This window comes from Kribbella polygonati (genome assembly GCF_050320105.1).
Classification (GTDB): Bacteria; Actinomycetota; Actinomycetes; order Propionibacteriales; family Kribbellaceae; genus Kribbella.
Window position 1 is genome coordinate 4,515,678 of sequence record NZ_CP190129.1, and the last position, 16,088, is coordinate 4,531,765.

At 69.0% G+C, this 16,088-nt stretch carries 17 protein-coding genes; 7 read left to right on the forward strand and 10 right to left on the reverse strand.

Annotated elements, in window-relative coordinates; genetic code table 11:
* Complete coding sequence (locus ACQHIV_RS21395) at nucleotides 1–294, reverse strand: hypothetical protein (RefSeq protein ID WP_427884747.1); 294 nt, start codon at nucleotides 292–294, stop codon at nucleotides 1–3.
* Between the two features lie 139 nt (nucleotides 295–433).
* Between ACQHIV_RS21395 and ACQHIV_RS21400 the strand changes: the two genes are divergently transcribed.
* The 7 genes from ACQHIV_RS21400 (at nucleotide 434) to ACQHIV_RS21430 (ending at nucleotide 6,285) form a co-directional block, all read left to right on the forward strand.
* On the forward strand, nucleotides 434–1,369 hold the full coding sequence (locus ACQHIV_RS21400) for an RNA polymerase subunit sigma-70 (protein WP_427884748.1): 936 nt from the start codon (nucleotides 434–436) through the stop codon (nucleotides 1,367–1,369).
* 92 nt (nucleotides 1,370–1,461) lie between these two features.
* The gene (locus tag ACQHIV_RS21405; RefSeq protein ID WP_427884749.1) at nucleotides 1,462–2,361 is read left to right on the forward strand and encodes an ABC transporter ATP-binding protein; all 900 of its coding nucleotides are present in this window, start codon (nucleotides 1,462–1,464) and stop codon (nucleotides 2,359–2,361) included.
* On the forward strand, nucleotides 2,358–3,092 hold the full coding sequence (locus ACQHIV_RS21410; protein WP_427884750.1) for an ABC transporter permease: 735 nt from the start codon (nucleotides 2,358–2,360) through the stop codon (nucleotides 3,090–3,092). Before ACQHIV_RS21405 ends, ACQHIV_RS21410 begins: the two co-directional genes overlap by 4 nt.
* A 35-nt stretch (nucleotides 3,093–3,127) precedes the next feature.
* Nucleotides 3,128–4,258: a sensor histidine kinase gene (locus tag ACQHIV_RS21415; RefSeq protein ID WP_427884751.1), complete on the forward strand. Its 1,131-nt coding sequence runs from the start codon at nucleotides 3,128–3,130 to the stop codon at nucleotides 4,256–4,258.
* Between the two features lie 10 nt (nucleotides 4,259–4,268).
* Entirely contained in the window at nucleotides 4,269–4,877 is a 609-nt protein-coding gene (locus ACQHIV_RS21420) for a response regulator transcription factor (RefSeq protein WP_325042149.1), read from the forward strand.
* 45 nt (nucleotides 4,878–4,922) lie between these two features.
* A complete protein-coding gene (locus tag ACQHIV_RS21425; protein WP_427884752.1) occupies nucleotides 4,923–6,020 on the forward strand; it encodes a sulfite oxidase in 1,098 nt (365 codons plus the stop codon).
* A gap of 85 nt (nucleotides 6,021–6,105) precedes the next feature.
* Entirely contained in the window at nucleotides 6,106–6,285 is a 180-nt protein-coding gene (locus tag ACQHIV_RS21430) for a hypothetical protein (protein ID WP_427884753.1), read from the forward strand.
* Here ACQHIV_RS21430 and ACQHIV_RS21435 read toward each other — a convergent pair whose 3' ends face one another.
* The 9 genes from ACQHIV_RS21435 to ACQHIV_RS21475 form a co-directional block, all read right to left on the reverse strand.
* Entirely contained in the window at nucleotides 6,286–7,746 is a 1,461-nt protein-coding gene (locus tag ACQHIV_RS21435) for a multicopper oxidase family protein (RefSeq protein ID WP_427884754.1), read from the reverse strand.
* Entirely contained in the window at nucleotides 7,739–8,152 is a 414-nt protein-coding gene (locus ACQHIV_RS21440) for a hypothetical protein (protein WP_427884755.1), read from the reverse strand. Before ACQHIV_RS21440 ends, ACQHIV_RS21435 begins: the two co-directional genes overlap by 8 nt.
* Nucleotides 8,149–8,760 (reverse strand): DUF1707 SHOCT-like domain-containing protein, encoded by a 612-nt coding sequence (locus tag ACQHIV_RS21445; RefSeq protein ID WP_427884756.1) that lies wholly within the window; start codon nucleotides 8,758–8,760, stop codon nucleotides 8,149–8,151. The genes ACQHIV_RS21440 and ACQHIV_RS21445 overlap by 4 nt, the downstream gene beginning before the upstream one ends.
* A 180-nt stretch (nucleotides 8,761–8,940) precedes the next feature.
* On the reverse strand, nucleotides 8,941–10,296 hold the full coding sequence (locus ACQHIV_RS21450; RefSeq protein WP_427884757.1) for an ABC transporter substrate-binding protein: 1,356 nt from the start codon (nucleotides 10,294–10,296) through the stop codon (nucleotides 8,941–8,943).
* The gene (locus ACQHIV_RS21455) at nucleotides 10,293–11,171 is read right to left on the reverse strand and encodes a carbohydrate ABC transporter permease (protein WP_427884758.1); all 879 of its coding nucleotides are present in this window, start codon (nucleotides 11,169–11,171) and stop codon (nucleotides 10,293–10,295) included. Before ACQHIV_RS21455 ends, ACQHIV_RS21450 begins: the two co-directional genes overlap by 4 nt.
* Nucleotides 11,168–12,109, reverse strand: a complete 942-nt coding sequence (locus tag ACQHIV_RS21460) for a carbohydrate ABC transporter permease (RefSeq protein WP_427884759.1) — start codon at nucleotides 12,107–12,109, stop codon at nucleotides 11,168–11,170. The genes ACQHIV_RS21455 and ACQHIV_RS21460 overlap by 4 nt, the downstream gene beginning before the upstream one ends.
* A gap of 37 nt (nucleotides 12,110–12,146) precedes the next feature.
* Entirely contained in the window at nucleotides 12,147–14,264 is a 2,118-nt protein-coding gene (locus ACQHIV_RS21465; protein WP_427884760.1) for an alpha-galactosidase, read from the reverse strand.
* A 127-nt stretch (nucleotides 14,265–14,391) separates the two neighbouring features.
* Nucleotides 14,392–15,147 (reverse strand): nucleotidyltransferase domain-containing protein, encoded by a 756-nt coding sequence (locus ACQHIV_RS21470; RefSeq protein WP_427884761.1) that lies wholly within the window; start codon nucleotides 15,145–15,147, stop codon nucleotides 14,392–14,394.
* Nucleotides 15,137–16,054 carry a nucleotidyltransferase domain-containing protein gene (locus tag ACQHIV_RS21475; RefSeq protein ID WP_427884762.1) on the reverse strand — a complete coding sequence of 306 codons (918 nt, stop codon included), beginning with the start codon at nucleotides 16,052–16,054 and terminating at the stop codon, nucleotides 15,137–15,139. The genes ACQHIV_RS21470 and ACQHIV_RS21475 overlap by 11 nt, the downstream gene beginning before the upstream one ends.
* Nucleotides 16,055–16,088: the final 34 nt, after the last annotated feature.

Here is a 16,088-nt window from a genome sequence, read left to right on the forward strand (position 1 = left end):
TCAGGCGGCGTCCATGACGGGGCCGACCTCGACGCCGCCGCCGACCCGGAGCGCGGGGCACTCTTTGGCGAGGGCGACCGCGGAGTCCAGGTCGGCGGCGGACACGACCGAGTAGCCGACCATGCGGGAGCCGCTGCCGCCGACCTCGCCGAGTGCGGCGTAGTCGGTCACCGCGTGGCCGATGTCGACCAGCGCCGTACCGAGGCCGCCGAGCCAGGCCTGCCATTCGGTGCCGGTGTCGGCGTCGGGGGTGTAGTCGGAGGGCACGCGGTAGGAGAAGACGTAGTTGGCCATGATCGTCCTTGTCTGTACGGGGCGCCCAAGGGTTGGGATCGCCTCCAATCAGGTAGACGGCGGCCTGCCGGTGAATTGGGCGAGCTGACACCGCCCAATTCGCGGCCCCGCCGGCGTCAGTACCGGTATGCACACCGACATGACGGACCTGAGGTTCCGGGATCTGGTCCAGGAGCATTCGTACGAGTTGCAGGTGCACTGCTACCGGATCCTCGGATCGCTGCAGGACGCCGAGGACGCCGTACAGGAGACGCTCGTGTCCGCCTGGCGGAACCTCGGCGAGTTCCGCGAACGGTCGTCGCTGCGGACCTGGCTCTACAAGATCGCGACCAATCGCTGCCTGAGCATGTTGCGCGCCGAGAGCCGGCGCCCGCGGATCGCCCCGGCGCTCCCTGACCTGCCCGAGCCCTCCGGAGCCGGCGATCCGCCGTGGTTGGAGCCGTACCCGGACGTCCTGCTCGACCAACGCCCCGGACCACACGCCCGGTACGAGACCAGCGAGGCCGTCTCGCTGGCGTTCATCACGGCCCTGCAGCTGCTGCCGCCGCGCCAACGCGCCGTACTCGTGCTGCGCGACGTCCTCGGCTACCACGCGACCGAGGTTGCCGGGATGCTCGACACCACCCAGGAGTCGGTGCAAAGCGCCCTCAAACGCGCCCGGGCCACGGTCGACAACCACATACCCGCGCGCAAACCCGACACCGACGCCGAACGCCGGCTCGTCGCCAAGCTGACCGACGCCCTGGAACGCGCCGACCTGGACGCGCTCATCGACCTGCTCGTCGCCGACGTACGGCTCAGCATGCCGCCGGTGATGCTGGAGTACCGCGGTGTCGATGCGGCCCGCCACGTCCTGGCCGCCGTCACCTTCCGCCCCAGACTCACGTACCGCGTCACGGCCACCCGCGCCAACGGCCAGCCCGCCTTCGCCATGTACCTGGCAGACCCCCACGCCGACGTCTACCGCGCGTACAGCCTCCTGGTCGTCACCACGGACGGCGACCGGGTCACCGCGATCACCTGTTTCAGCACCGAGGTCATGGCCCGCTTCGGCCTACCCCGAACGCACCCCTGAGGAAGGACCCTGGGATCGGGCTGACGGATGTCATGGATGGGTTGTGACGACTGGTCCAGGAACTGCCGCGGAGGTTTCGGGATGCTCTTGGTATGACGACAACGACTGCGGTCAGCCTGCGGGGTGTGACCAAGAAGTACGCGGACGTGCAGGCCGTCGCCGGGGTGGATCTGGACATCCGGGCCGGTGAGGTGGTGGCGCTGCTGGGACCGAACGGGGCCGGGAAGTCGACCACGATCGAGATGCTGCTCGGACTGGTGCGGCCCGATCAGGGCACGGTGCAGGTGTACGGCGGTACGCCGACCGACGCGATCGCGCAGGGGCAGGTCGGGGTGATGCTGCAGAGCGGCGGCATCATCGAGGACGCCAAGGTGGGCGAACTGCTGAACCTCGTGGCCGGCCTGCACCGCAACCCGATGCCGGTCGAACAAGCCCTGGAACGCGCCGGGATCGCGGACCTCACCAAGCGGACGATGAAGGGGCTGTCCGGCGGGCAGAAGCAGCGGGTGCGGTTCGCGATGGCGATCATCCCGCAGCCGGACCTGATCGTGCTGGACGAGCCGACGACCGGGATGGACGTCGAGGCCCGCCGGGACTTCTGGGCGTCGATGCACGCGGAGACCGCCCGCGGGCGGACCGTGCTGTTCGCCACCCACTACCTGGAGGAGGCGGACTCGTACGCCGACCGCGTCGTGCTGATGCGGAACGGCAAGATCGTTGCCGACGGCACCTCCGCGCAGATCAAGGCGAGCGTCTCCGGCCGTACCATCCGCGCCACCGTCCCGGGCGCCGACCTGGCCGCCCTCGCGGCGCTGCCCGGCGTACGGAACGTCGAGACCCGCGGCGAGGTGGTCCTGCTGCAGTGCGCGGACTCCGACCAGACACTGCGGTACCTGCTCGACAACACGAGCGCCCACGACATCGAAGTGACGTCCGCCGACCTCGAGGACGCCGTCCTCGCGATCAGCGCAGAGCAGGAGAGCCTCGCATGAACAAGGACTATCTGATCTTCGACATCCGCCGCACGCTGCGGAACCGGCGGGTGATGATCTTCTCGATCCTGATGCCGGTGGTGCTGTTCCTGATCTTCGGGCTGACGATCCCGAAGGAGGCCACCGAGGGCGGGATCTCCGCGATCGCGTACGTGATGGTGAGTATGGCGATGTTCGGCTCGATGTCGGCCGCGATGAGCAGCGGCGGCGTGATCGCGGCCGAGCGCGACGGCGGCTGGAACCGGACGCTCCGGCTGACCCCGCTGAAGCCGCAGGCGTACGTCGTGAACAAGGTGATCCTGAGCCTGCTGCTGGCCGTCCCGCCGCTGCTCGTGGTGTTCCTGTTCGGGATGACGATGGGCCACGTGCACCTGAGCGCGACGCAATGGGTGACGGTCGCGCTGGTGTCCTGGCTCGGCGCGCTGCCGTTCGCGGCGATCGGCCTGGTCATCGGGTACATCGCGAAGCCGGACAGCGTCCAGCCGATCACCGGCCTGAGCACGATGCTGATCGCGGCGTTCGGCGGCCTCTGGCTGCCGGTCGACCAGATGCCGAAGGCGATGAAGTACGTCGCTGAACTGACGCCGGCGTACTGGACCGGGCAGACGTCCCGCAGCGCGCTCGCGCAGACCGGCCTGGACACCCACGCGCTGCTCGTGGTGATCGGCTGGACCGTGGTGCTCGGCTTCATCGGCCTCCGCCGGTTCCGGGCCGACACCGCCCGCGCCTGAGCCGGAGTACGTCCCGAAGGATTACCGTGACCACCGTGAAGACGAATCCGACGATCATGGACGGCCTGGCCGACCGGGTCGGCAAAGGTCCGGGCCGCTGGGCGTGGGTGGCGGGCGGCATCTGGCTGTTCTACCTGTCGCAGCCGCTGCAGAGTGTCGCCGACCGCCAGCACGGCATCGTCCGGATCCTCGGATTCCTCACGGTGGTCCTGTTCGCGGCGAGCTACCTGGCGTTCTTCGGGCTGATCCGCGTGAGCGCCCGCCGCGGGCAACTGGCGCCTTGGCAGCGGCTCGGCTACCTGGGTCTGATGCTCGCGCTGTGTCTGCTGATGATCCCGACCGCCGGGCAGACCGCGCTGACCGGCCTGGTCTACATCGCCGCTTGTGGCGTGATGCTGCTGGAGCTGCCGGTCGGGATCGCGTTCGTGCTGATCCTGCTCGGCGGGGCCGAGATCTCGATGCGGGTGGTGCCCGGCTGGACGGACGACGGCAGCTACGGGTTCGCGATCTTCCTCGGCGCGCTCGCGGTGTACGGGATGCGGCGGGCGATCCAGCGCACCATCGAGCTGGACGCGACCCGCCGGGACATGGCCGAGCTGGCCGTCCAGGAGGAGCGGAACCGGTTCGCCCGCGACCTGCACGACATCCTCGGCCACTCGCTCACCGTGATCACGGTGAAGGCCGAGCTGGCCGGCAAGTTGATCGCGGCGAACCCGGACCGCGCGGCCTCCGAGGTCGCCGACGTCGAGAGCCTGGCCCGCGCGGCGCTGGCCGACGTACGGGCGGCGGTCGCCGGGTACCGGGAGCTCAGCCTGGCCGGTGAGCTGGTGTCCGCGCGGGCCGCGCTGCAGGCCGCCGAGATCAAGGCGGACCTGCCGACCACGGTGGACGAGGTGCCGGAGGACAACCGGGAGCTGTTCGCCTGGGTGGTCCGGGAGGGTGTCACGAACGTCGTACGGCACTCGGGCGCGAAGCGTTGCACGATCAAGATCAGCGCCGCGGAGATCGAAGTACTCGACGACGGCAAGGGTCCGACGCCGGACGGCGGGGCATCGGGGCACGGGCTGGTCGGGTTGCGGGAGCGGGCCGACCAGGTGGCGGCCGCCGTACAGGTCGGTCAGGCGTCCGGTGGCGGCTTCCGGCTGGCCGTCAAAGTGGGAGTGTGAGGATAGGGCCGTGAGCATCCGACTGCTGATCGCCGACGACCAGGCGCTGGTCCGCGGCGCCCTCGCCGCCCTCCTCGACCTCGAGCCCGACCTGGATGTGGTCGCCGAGGTCGGCCGCGGCGACGAGGTGCTCGACGCCGCGAAGAACTCGCAGCCCGACGTCGCGCTGCTCGACGTGGAGATGCCCGGCCTGGACGGGATCGAGGCGGCCGCCGCGCTGCGGACCGCCGTACCGGGGGTCCGGGTGCTGATGGTGACCACGTTCGGCCGGCCCGGGTACCTGCGCCGGGCGATGGAGGCGGGCGCCGCCGGGTTCGTCGTGAAGGACACCCCCGCGACCCAGCTGGCGGACGCCGTACGGCGGGTGCACCAGGGGCTGCGCGTGGTCGACCCGTCACTCGCGGCCGAGACGCTGGTGGCCGGGACGAGTCCGCTGACCGGCCGCGAGTCCGACGTACTGCGGGCCGCCCGGGACGGTGGGACCGTCGCCGACATCGCGAAGGAGCTTCATCTTTCCGAAGGAACCGTCCGCAACCACCTGTCCGCGGCGATCGGGAAGACCGGCGCCCGGACCCGCGCCGAGGCCGCGCGGATCGCGCTCGACAACGGGTGGTTGTAGCCGGGTCCCTGCCTCTACGCTTGGCCTCGGGGAGGGGGGATCTGTATGTCCATTGGCGACTTCAGTGTCCGCGGGAGGCTCGCGGACACCGGTGAAGGGATCACGCCGGACGAGCTCCAGCTCGCCGCGCGGAACCACGCGATGCCGCTGGAGAGCCTGCGGTACGACGTGACGCCACCGGGGCTGCACTACGTCCTGGTGCACTACGACATCCCCGCGACGGACGCGGGCGACTGGCGGCTCAGCTTGGACGGGTGCGTCGAGGAGCCGTTGTCGTTCGGGCTGACCGAGCTGCGGGCGATGGGGCGCCGCACGATCCGGGTCACGCTCGAGTGCGCCGGGAACGGGCGGGCGACGCTGCAGCCGCGGCCGATCAGCCAGCCGTGGCTGTCGGAGGCGGTCGGTACGGCGGAGTGGACCGGCGTGCTGCTGGCGGATCTGCTGCGGACGGCCGGGCTGCGCGAGGACGCGGTCGACGTGGTGTTCACCGGGGCGGACCACGGGGTGGAGCGTGGCGTCGAGCAGGACTACCAGCGGGCGCTGACGGTGGCGGAGGCGGTCGAGTCCGGGGCGATCGTCGCGTGGGAGATGAACGGTACGCCGTTGCCGCCGCAGCACGGGTATCCGCTGCGGCTCGTCGTACCGGGGTGGTACGGGATGGCGAGTGTGAAGTGGCTGCGGTCGATCGAGGTGATCGACCATCCGTTCGACGGGTTCCAGCACGCGGTCGCGTACCGGTTCCGGACCGGGGCGGACGAGCCCGGGCTGCCGGTGACGCGGATCGAGCCGCGGGCGCTGCTGGTGCCGCCGGGGTTCCCGGACTTCATGAGCCGCCACCGGTTCGTTGCCGCGGGCCCCGTTCCGCTGTTCGGCCGGGCGTGGTCGGGCTGGGCGCCGATCGAACGGGTCGAGGTCAGCACGGACGCCGGCGTCAACTGGCACGAAGCGCGGTTGGATGCCCCCGGCAACGACGAGTACGCCTGGCGGGCGTTCGCGTACGACTGGGAGGCGACACCGGGCGAGCACGTGCTGACGGTCCGCGCGTACGACACCAGCGGCCGCGAACAACCGATCGAGGCCGAATGGAACCGCGGCGGCTTCGCGAACAACACCGCGCAGCGCATCACCGTCCTGGTCACGTGACACACCGCGTGTCGCTGGCGGGTTCCGCCGTACCGCCGTCACATCCTGGAGTTGGGTACACGGTCCTCACTCCAGGAGTGTGACGGTGAACGACAACCAGCTGCACGCCCGCATCTTCCGCACCACGGACGAGTGGTACGCCGACGTCGACAACGAACTCGACCCCCAACCCGACAACCCCCTCTGGCACGGCACCTACACCACCCAACCAGCCGCCCTAGAAGCCGCCTGCGCCCATCTGGCCGCCGCCGACCAGGCGTCCTGATCACTCGGGTTCGTTGTGGGAGGTTCCGCCTACTCGGTAGGGGGTGGTGATGCCTTCGTACATGAGGTGGGTCATGAGGCCTTGGGAGGCGTGGGGGAGGTTGTGGCAGTGGTCCATCCAGAGGCCTGGGTTGTTGGCTACGAAGGCTATTTCGTAGGTTTCCTTGTTGCCTACCTCCAGCGTGTCGGTCCACCAGGGTGAGCCGGTGGCGGTGACGCCGTTGCGGGAGAGGACTACGGCGTGGTGGCCGTGGAGGTGCATGGGGTGGGCTTGGCCGCTGGTGTTGGAGATCTTCATCCGTACGACGTCCCCCTCGGCCACCGTGAACATCGGTACGTCGGGGAACTTGTGGCCGTTGATCGTCCACCACAGACCCGGTTTGCCGTCCAGGAAGCCCGCCGTGCGGCCGATCTTGTACTCGAAGTTGCGGTTCGCCTTCGACGGGTCGAACCCCAGCGGCGCGGGCGTTCCGTACTTCAGCAGGTCGACCGTGTCACCAGGCAGGTCGCCGCTCGGCGGATCGGTGCCCGCGGGGGCGATCCCGAGCGACAACGACGACGCGCCGGCCACCAACCGCAGGCCGCCCGCGGGAACAGCAGCCTCAAGATCCACCCGACCGCCCGCGGGTAGTGCATAGGCGGCGGTCGTCGGGGTCGGCCCATGGACATCCTGACCGTCGACTGCGACCACCTTGTACGGCGTGCCGAGCAGCCCGACGCGGAGGATGGCGTTGTCGGTGTTGATCACCCGTACGCGTGCCGTCGTACCCGCCGGAAGATCCACCCGTGCCGTCCCGGTCCGCCCGTTGATCGTGCGTTTCCCGTCGTACGTGTGGATGGTCGCAACGACCTCACCCGGTGTGGCCGGCGCGATCACGATCGGGCCGAACAGCCCGCCCTTCACCTCGTCGCTGGACACCTGGTGCGAGTGGTACCAGTACGTCCCGGCCTGCTCCGCCTTGAAGCGGTACACGAACTTCCCGCCCACCGGCACCGCGTCCTGGGTCACCCCGGCGACGCCGTCCTCGGCGTTCGGTACGTCGATCCCGTGCCAGTGCAGCGTGGCGCCGTCCTTCACGGACTCGTTCACGAACGTGACCTGCACCAGGTCGCCGACCTTCGCCCGGATCAGCGGACCCGGCGACGTGCCGTTCACCGTGTACCCGTCGACGGTTTCCCCGGACGCGAGCTTGTACTTCTGCTTCCGCGCGACCAGCGTCACGTTCACGTCCGGCGTACCCGTCTTCGGCCCGGTCAGGTCCGCGACGCTCATCCCGCCCATATGGTCCATGTGCCCCATCGAGGCGGGGCCGCCGCCGTAGTCGGCGTACCCCATCTCGGCGGGGTTGTACTCCCCCGGGACCAGGCTGGTCGCCCAGAGGTAGCCCAGCGGTACGAGTACCGCCAGGACCACCCCGAGTGCGACCAGCCGGCCCCATTTCCGTTTCCTGACCTCAGGCACTGGTCACGGATTCCTTCGGTACGACGGCCCGCCGGGCGCCGGCGCTCGCGATGCCCGCGATCACCAGGCCGTTGATCCCGTGCAGCACGCCCAGCGCCGGGACGCCGAACGACACCACCGCGAGCAGGAACTGCACGACCACGAGGCCGACGACGATCCCGGCCAGTACCCGGCCGCGCGGTACGTCGGTCAGGAACGACACGATCAGGAACACCAGCGCCAGCAGGCCGATCACCGACCCGGCGATACTGTGGTACGCCTCGCCGAAGTTGCTGTAGTCGGCGCCGATCGAGGCGCCGTCGTTCGCGTCCTTGGCGATCGTGAAGCCGGACAGGGCGATCGACGCGACCTGCAGGACGACCGCGATCGCGATCGTCATGCCGACGATCCGGTACACGTTTCTCATGCCCGGCGCTCCATCCGGCGCTTCCGGATGACGAACACCGCGGCGACGATCAGCGCGATCGGCAGGATCGGCGGGTGGCCGCCGCCGAACACGCAGCCAATGGAGGCGAGTACGCCGAGCACGCCCAGCACGATCAGCAACGGAAGCGGCACCCGGCTGATGAACCCACGCGCGGCCCACGGCGGACGGCCACCGAATCCACCGCTGCCGGAGCCGGGCCCCGCAGGCCCAGAACTGCTGGTGGGGTTGTCCGGTGCTGTCCATGGTGGCTTGCGCCAGCCCCAGGGGCCGGACCAGCCGTCGCCGCCCTCAGCCCCAGGGCCGCCGTGCGGGCCGGGTGCGCCGTGCGGGCCGGGTGCGCCGTGGGGACTGCCGGGGCCTGCGGTGCTGTACGCGCTCGCGCTGCCTGTCTGGTGCGGTCCGGGCAGGTCGGCGAACTGTGCCTGCAGGTCGGCCTCGGTCTTGGCTTTGAGGGCCTGCTCGACGCGGTCGGAGTGTTCCTCCGCGGTCAGCCGGCCGGCTTCGTAATGTTCGCCGAGGCGCCGGACGGCGTCCTCGCGTTCACGGTCGCCGATGCGGATCGGTCCGCCCGGCCTCTCCTCGTTCATGACTCTCCCTGGTGTTCGAAGGGTTTCGAAGGTTCTCCGATGCCACCAAGGTTGTCGTTCCGGACCCCTGTCCCGCGTCGCCTCAGCGGCGGCACCTCCGCTACCCCCGGAGGAGCACGCTGCACCGCTGGACGCAGTACGGCGTACTCCCCCGGGCGTAGTACGACCCAGGGTTTACCCTCAGCTGTTCACCGAGAGGATCTGGTTCACGTCGTTGTTCGCCTTCGCCAGCGACGCCGGTTCGGCCTCGAACGACATCACCGCGTCCATCGCCGGGGTCATCACCGCGGTGACGTCCGCGGCGTTCGGGTTGGCCGGGTACGGGAACACGTCACCGGCCTCGACCGGCTCCAGGAACGGTGTGACGTCCCACCCGTTCTTGGCGAACGCCGCCTTCGCCGCCGGCATGCTCGCCGCGACCGCCGGGAACACCACGCCCGCCTTGGCGACGATGTCCTGCGCGGTCTGCGAGCCGAGGAACTTCACCCAGGCCCAGGACGCGTCCCGCCGGGTCGTCCCGGCCCAGATGGTGTCGGCCAGCCCGTTCATCATCGACATCCGCTTGCCGATCGGCCCGATCGGCAGCCGCGCGAGCTTCGTCTTCACCTGTTTCAGGGTGCCGTACGTCCCGAGCATCCACGACCCGTTCGGCGTGATGGCGTACTTCCCCGCGCCGAAGCTCGTGGTCACATCCACCCCGGACTTCGCCTGCGCGTACGTCGGCATCAGGCCCTTGGTGATCAGCCCACGCCACCACCCGATCGTGTCGGTGAACTTCGGGTCGCCGTAGAAGAACTTCGTCCCCCACGGTTCCCCCTCGGAGTACTTCCAGCCGTTGCTGGCGGCGTACCAGCTCCAACTGGTCTGCCCGTCGCCACCGCCGGCATCGGAATACCCGAGCCCGTAGACCTTGACGTGGTCCTTGTCGAACCCGGGCTGATCACCGCGCCGCCCCTTGGAGTCGACGGTCAGCCGGCGGACGATCTGCTCGAACGTGCCGCCGTCCTGCGGGTTCCAGGTCATCGAGTTGAGCTGCTCGGTACTGATTCCCGCGGCCTCGGTGAACGCGCTGTTGTAGAAGTAGACCTCGGTGTCCCAGTCCTTCGGCAACCCGTACCGCTTGCCGTCGGCACCGATCCACCGATCCGCGAGGCCCTTCTGGTAGATGCCGAGATCAACGTTGTCGCGGGCGACGTAAGAGTCGATCGGCAGCACCTGCCCCTTGGCCGCGAACAGCGGATACTTCGACGAGTGCCCGGTGAACACGTCCGGCGCGGTGTCGGAGATGAACCCGGTGACGAGCTTCGACCAGTAGTCGTTCCACCCGTACTGCTCGATCTTCACCGAGTACTGGGGATTCTGCTCGTGGAACACCTTCGCGCACTCGGTGTACATCGGCAGCTGCGCCGAGTCCCACAGCCAGTAGATGATCTCGCCGTCCCCGCGCGCGGTCGCACCGTTGTTGCAGGCGGCAACGGCCGGTACGGCGAGCGAGGCGAGTCCTGCCTTCAGCAGGGTCCTGCGTGTGAGATTCATTTGATCCCCGAGAAGCCGATGGAGTTCGTGATCCGCTTGGCGAACGCCAGGAACAGGATGATCATCGGCAGCGCCGCGACCAGCGTCGCCGCCATCAGCCCGGCCCAGTCCGGGCCACCCTGCGGCGTCTGCGACCGGAACACGCCGAGCGCGACCGTCAGCACCCGGACGTTCTCCTGCTGCCCGACCAGCAGCGGCCAGAAGTAGTCGTTCCAGGAGTTGATGTAGGTCAGGATCGCCAGCGTCGCGATCGGCGCACCGCTCATCGGGATGATCAGCCCGAAGAAGATCCGCCGGTGCCCGGCGCCGTCGATCATCGCCGCCTCCTCCAGTTCCCGGTTGATACCGAGGAAGAACTGCCGGAGGAAGAAGATCGCGAACGGCGTCATGAACGCACCCGGCAGGATGATGCCGGCGAAGCTGTTCAGCAGCCCGAGGTTCTTGATCAGGACGAAGTTCGGCAGCGTGGTGAAGATCGGCGGCACCATCAGCGCGGCCAGGAACAACGCGAACACCTTGTCCCGGCCGGGCCAGCGCAGCCGGGCGAACGCGTACGCCGCCATCGCACTGAAGAACACCTGGCACACGGTCGTGACCGTTGCCACCACCAACGAGTTCCGCAGGTACAGCCAGAAGTTCACGGCCGCACCGGAACCACCCTGCGCCTGCGCCTCCTCGATCGACGCCAGCCCGAGCACCCGCTTGAACGCGCCGAGCGTGGTCTCCACCGGGAGCAGCGAGTTCGGGTGGCCCGGGAGCTGCGTGTTGTCGGAGAACGCCGTCCGCAGCATCCAGTAGAAGGGAAACAGCGTCACGATCAGGAGGATGAACAGCATCACCCAGGCAACGGTTCTGCCTACGCCGAGCCTTCTCATGCGAGATCACTCTCCTTCGCCCGCAGCAGCCGGAGCTGCACCAGCGACACCACGGCGAGGATCGCGAACAGCACCAGGGCCATCGCCGACGCGTACCCGAAGTCGAAGCGGGTGAACGCCCGCTCGTAGATGTAGTAGTAGATGACCCGGGTCGCGTTGATCGGACCGCCCTGCGTGGTCACGGCGACCGTGTCGAAGATCTGGAACGACCCGATCATGGTGACCACCAGGACCATCACCAGAACGGGCCGCAGCAGCGGCAGCGTGATCCGCCAGAACGTCTTCCACTCGGTCGATCCGTCCACCTCGGCGGCCTCGTAGACGTACGCCGGGATCGTCTGCAGCCCGGCGAACACCAGCAGCGCCGTGTACCCCATGTGCCGCCAGACGTTGATCCCGGCAACGGTCGGGATCGCCCAGTGCGAGTCGCCGAAGAACGCCACCGGGTCGACCCCGAACCAGCCGAGGAACGTGTTCACGACCCCGACCTGGACGTCGAGCATCCAGTACCAGACCAGCGCGACGACGACGTTCGCGACCAGGTACGGCGCCAGGATGATCGCGCGCACCGTGATCGACTTGGTCAGCCGGTACATCAGCATCGCGATCCCGACCGCCAGGACCGTCTGCAGGCCGATGTTGATCACGACGTACTCGACCGTGACGCCGAGCGCGTTCCAGAAGAAGCTGTCGTGGATCATCCGGTCGTAGTTGGCCAGACCGTTGAACTTCGGCGCGGTCAGCAGGCTGTACTCGGTGAAGCTCAGGTACGCGCCGCGCAGCGTCGGCCAGATGTAGAACACCACGAAGCCGAGCGTGGCCGGGGCGAGGAAGATCAGCGCGACCTTGAGGTCTCCCAGGCTGCGCCGCTTCCCCGGCGGCGCGGCCTGTCCCCCGTGACTTCGTTCGGTTTCCGGTGGTGCGTTGGTGGTGGTCACGGGGGATCTCCTTCTGTTGTCCGGCGATCGAGCGGGCTTACCCGATCGCTGTCACGTCCAGCAAGATCGCGCTCTCGGGCCATTGCGCGGGCATGAGCACTCCGACCGAGGCGAGGGCGGCGCCGTTCAGCTCCACGCTTCCACCGTCGGCCGACCACCCCGCGGACCGCGACTCGGCACCGGGTGTCGTGACCTTGCTGATGCGGTACGTCGTCCGCGGGTCAAGGCCGGGCAGCCGTACCCGTCCGACGGCCGACGTCACCGACTGAGCAACCTGTACGACGCCGAACACACCGCGGGAGCCGTCCTGCGCCACGACGCCGTGGACGAGTACGTCCTCGGGGCCGCGGTCCGCGCGGACCACCCGGCCGGTGTGCAGCAGCGGCCGCAGTTCCTTGTGCAGCGCGACCCAGCCCTTGAGTTCCGCACGTTCCTCAGGGGTGGCCGATGCGATGTCCCACTCGATGCCGAAGTGCCCGAACAGCGCGGTGATCGCGCGGAACGACAGCGTCTGTGTCCGGCCGGTGGTGTGCGCGCGGGGCGGGCCGACATGGCAGCCGATCAGCTCCGGCGGCAGCAGCAACTGCGTGTACCGCTGGATCGTCTGCCGCTCGAGTGCGTCGTTGCTGTCGCTGCCCCAGACCCGGTCCGTACGCTCCAGGATGCCGAGGTCGACGCGGGCGCCGCCGGACGAGCAGGACTCGATCTCCAGGCCCGGGTGCCGGCGCTTCAGCTCGTCGATCAGCCGGTACACGGCAGCCGTCTGCGCATGGATGCCCGCCGTACCGGTGTGCTGGTCGCCGCCGTCGACGAAGTCGCGGTTGTGGTCCCACTTGAGGTACGCGATGTCGTACTCGCCGAGGATGCTGTCGAGACGCTCGAGGATGTAGTCGTACGCCTCCGGGATGCCGAGGTTCAGCCCTTGCTGGTTGCGCGCGGTCGGCGGCGTGCGGTCGCCGGCGGCGAGGATCCAGTCCGGATGCTTGCGGGCCAGATCCGAGTCCGGGTTCACCATCTCGGGCTCCACCCACAGCCCGAACTGCAGGCCGAGAGTCTTCACATGGTCGACCAGCGGGTGCAGGCCGTTCGGCCAGATGCCCTCGTCGACGTACCAGTCGCCGAGCCCGGCGCGGTCGTCGCGGCGGCCGCGGAACCAGCCGTCGTCCAGCACGAACCGCTCGGCCCCGACCTCGGCGGCCGCGTCCGCGAGCGCCTTCAGCTTCGCCAGGTCGAGGTCGAAGTACACGGCCTCCCAGGTGTTCAGTACGACGGGACGCTCGGTCTTCGGGTGCTGCGGACGGGCGCGCAGGTAGTCGTGGAAGCGGTGCGAGAGCTGGTCGAGGCCGACGCCGTACGAGCCGTAGATCCACGGGGTGCTGTACGTCGCGCCGGACTGCAGCCGACCCTCGCCCGGGAGGAGCAGCTCGCCGCCGCCGAGCACGCCGTACCCGGTCATGCCGCGCTCGGCGTACGAACGGTGGTTGCCGCTCCAGGCGGTGTGCACGCCCCAGACCTCGCCGGTGCGGAAGCCGAAGCTCTCGGTGCCGGCCAGCAGCAGGAGCGTGGCGTCGGCGCCGGTGCGGCCGCGGCGGTTGTCGCGGATGTGCGCGCCCTGCGTGAACGCGTGCCGCTGCGGGTGCCGCTCGCCGATGTGCCGGCCGGTCATGTCGAGCAGCTCGGTCGCCTCGGTCGGCACCGGCAGCGCGAGGAACAACCCGTCGACGGTGTACGGCGTCGTACCAGTGTTGGTCAGATCGGCCTTGGCCTTCACCAGACCGGAGTCGGTGAGCTCGATCGTGAGGTCGAGCTCGAGCCCGGCGTCGGCGGCCTTCACCCGCACGGAGTTGCCGGTCTGCGCGACGCTCGTCAGGCGGAAGCTCGCGGAGAAGTCCTGGCCGTCGCGGTGCCCGTTCAGACCGGGCAGGCCGAACCAGCCGGCCGAGTACTCCGGCACGATCGCGACCGGGAGGTCCTCGTTCAGGCCGCTTCCGGTCTGCACCGCGCCGGCACCGCGCCGCAGTTCCAGCAGAGCGTTCCCGGTCAGCTCGCCCAGGTCCGCACCCCAGTGCAGGACGGACGGCAGCGCCGGACCGGAGCAGTCGAGCACCAGGCTGACGCCCGCGGCCCGGAGCTGCAGAATCTCGATGTTCGCCACTGTTGATTCACTCTGCTTTCTGATTGATTTCAGGACGGAACTATTTACCCCGCCGAGCCCGTTGTCAATGCTTCACGAAGTTAAGTAAATAGCCTAAGGGTGTCTACAACGAAGGAAAAGCCCCTGCTCAGCCGCGAAGGCGGACCTTGATCAACAGGTCGTTCAACCCCGCCTCGGCCGAGGGCCGATCCGGCAGGCCGGTCACTGCCTCCGCCTCGTCGAGCACGTTCTGCAGTCGCACGACGTCCGCGGCTAGCAACTCGTCCGGCGGTCCGTCCAGCGGCGCATGCTCCGCCTCGGCCTTCGCGGCCATCAACTCGGGTAGGTACGACGGTCCGCCGGTGAGTTCGCGCAGGTCCGCCTGGATGACGCCCGTACGCATCAGGTTGATGCCCGTGAGCAGCACCCGGAACGTGTAGAGCAGTGGCTTCAGTTCGCGCTTCTTCTGGAAGAACTCCCACTGCGTCTTCGCGAAACCGCGGTAGTGGTGCGCGTGCCACTTCGTGATGCATCCATGGGCGAGCTCGACCAGCTCGGCGTGTTCCGGCGTACTGAGAACGACCAGCGGCGAGAGGACCTGTTCGAGGACGTAGCCGTTGCGGCGGAACATCAGGCGGGCGAACTTCGCCAGGTCGTGGGTGACCAGGTCGACCTCGGCCCCGTTCTCGAACCAGGTGCGGTCGCGGGTCTCGGGGCCGTGCCGGAGGCCGACGACCTCGGCGGCCGGCAGGACGTGGACGCCGCGCAGGTCGACATCGGAGTCGCGGGACGGGAAGCCGTACAGGTGCGCGCCGGAGACCGTTGCGAAGAGCAACGGGCAGGGCTGTTCGCCGATGATGCCGCGCAGCTCGGTGTAGTCGAGGTGCCGCAGGTCACGCGTCATCGATGCTCCTCCGCCGAACCGAACGCAGCCAGCTGTCAACAGTCGCCACGTCCGGCGTCGCCGGCAGCACCGTCCGCCGCAAGGCCTCGTCGAGCTCCTGGTGCAGGGCCAGCCGCCAGCGCTCCACCTCGTTCCAGGGCAACTCACCACGTTTGACCATAAGTAGACGTTCGCGATCCCGGCCGACGTCGACCTTCAGCGTTGCTTCGAGCAACAGTTCGCGAGCGGACAGCAGCAGCCGGATCAGGTGCATGACGTGTTTCCACTTCGGCGTACCGTCGCGGCGGAAGTCGGTCTCGAGCTTCTTGAACTGGCTGAGCACGTAGCCGGAATACGTCTGATAGGCGAGCTGGGAGAGAAAGGATCTCCGCAGCTCCAGCAGTTCCTCACCCAGCGGCGTCTGGCGGACGACGAGGGGTGAGTGCAGGACCTCGAGAAGGTTCGGGTTCGACTTGAGGGCGAGTTCGCAGAAGCGTTCGACCTCCCACGAGAACCACTCCGGCTCCGGGCCGTCCACGTGCGTCGGCGGCTTCGCGAGCGACCAGAACGCCTCGGTCGGCGCGACGTACACCCCGCGGGTGTCGGTGTCGGACTCCTCGGTGTCCAGCCCGAACGCCCGCGACCCGACCACGGCCGCGTAGATCGTGTGCTCCCGCACCAGCCGGTCCCCGTCCGGCTGCTCGAGCCCGAGCGCCTCGTCCTGGTACGCCGTCCGCAGGCTGAGCTGATCCCGCCGCGCCACGGTCTCCCGCCCGTCGACCAGCCGCACCGCATACCGCCCGTCCGCGGTGATCCCCGCCACCCGCCCGGTCGCCCCGCGCTGCGCCGTACCACCCCGGTCGTCCGGCGCAGCCACCCGCACCACCACCTGCGTGCCGACCGGCAACTGCGGACCAAGCGTGGACATGAGCCCCATCCTGCCCGACCGCCGGACCTCCACC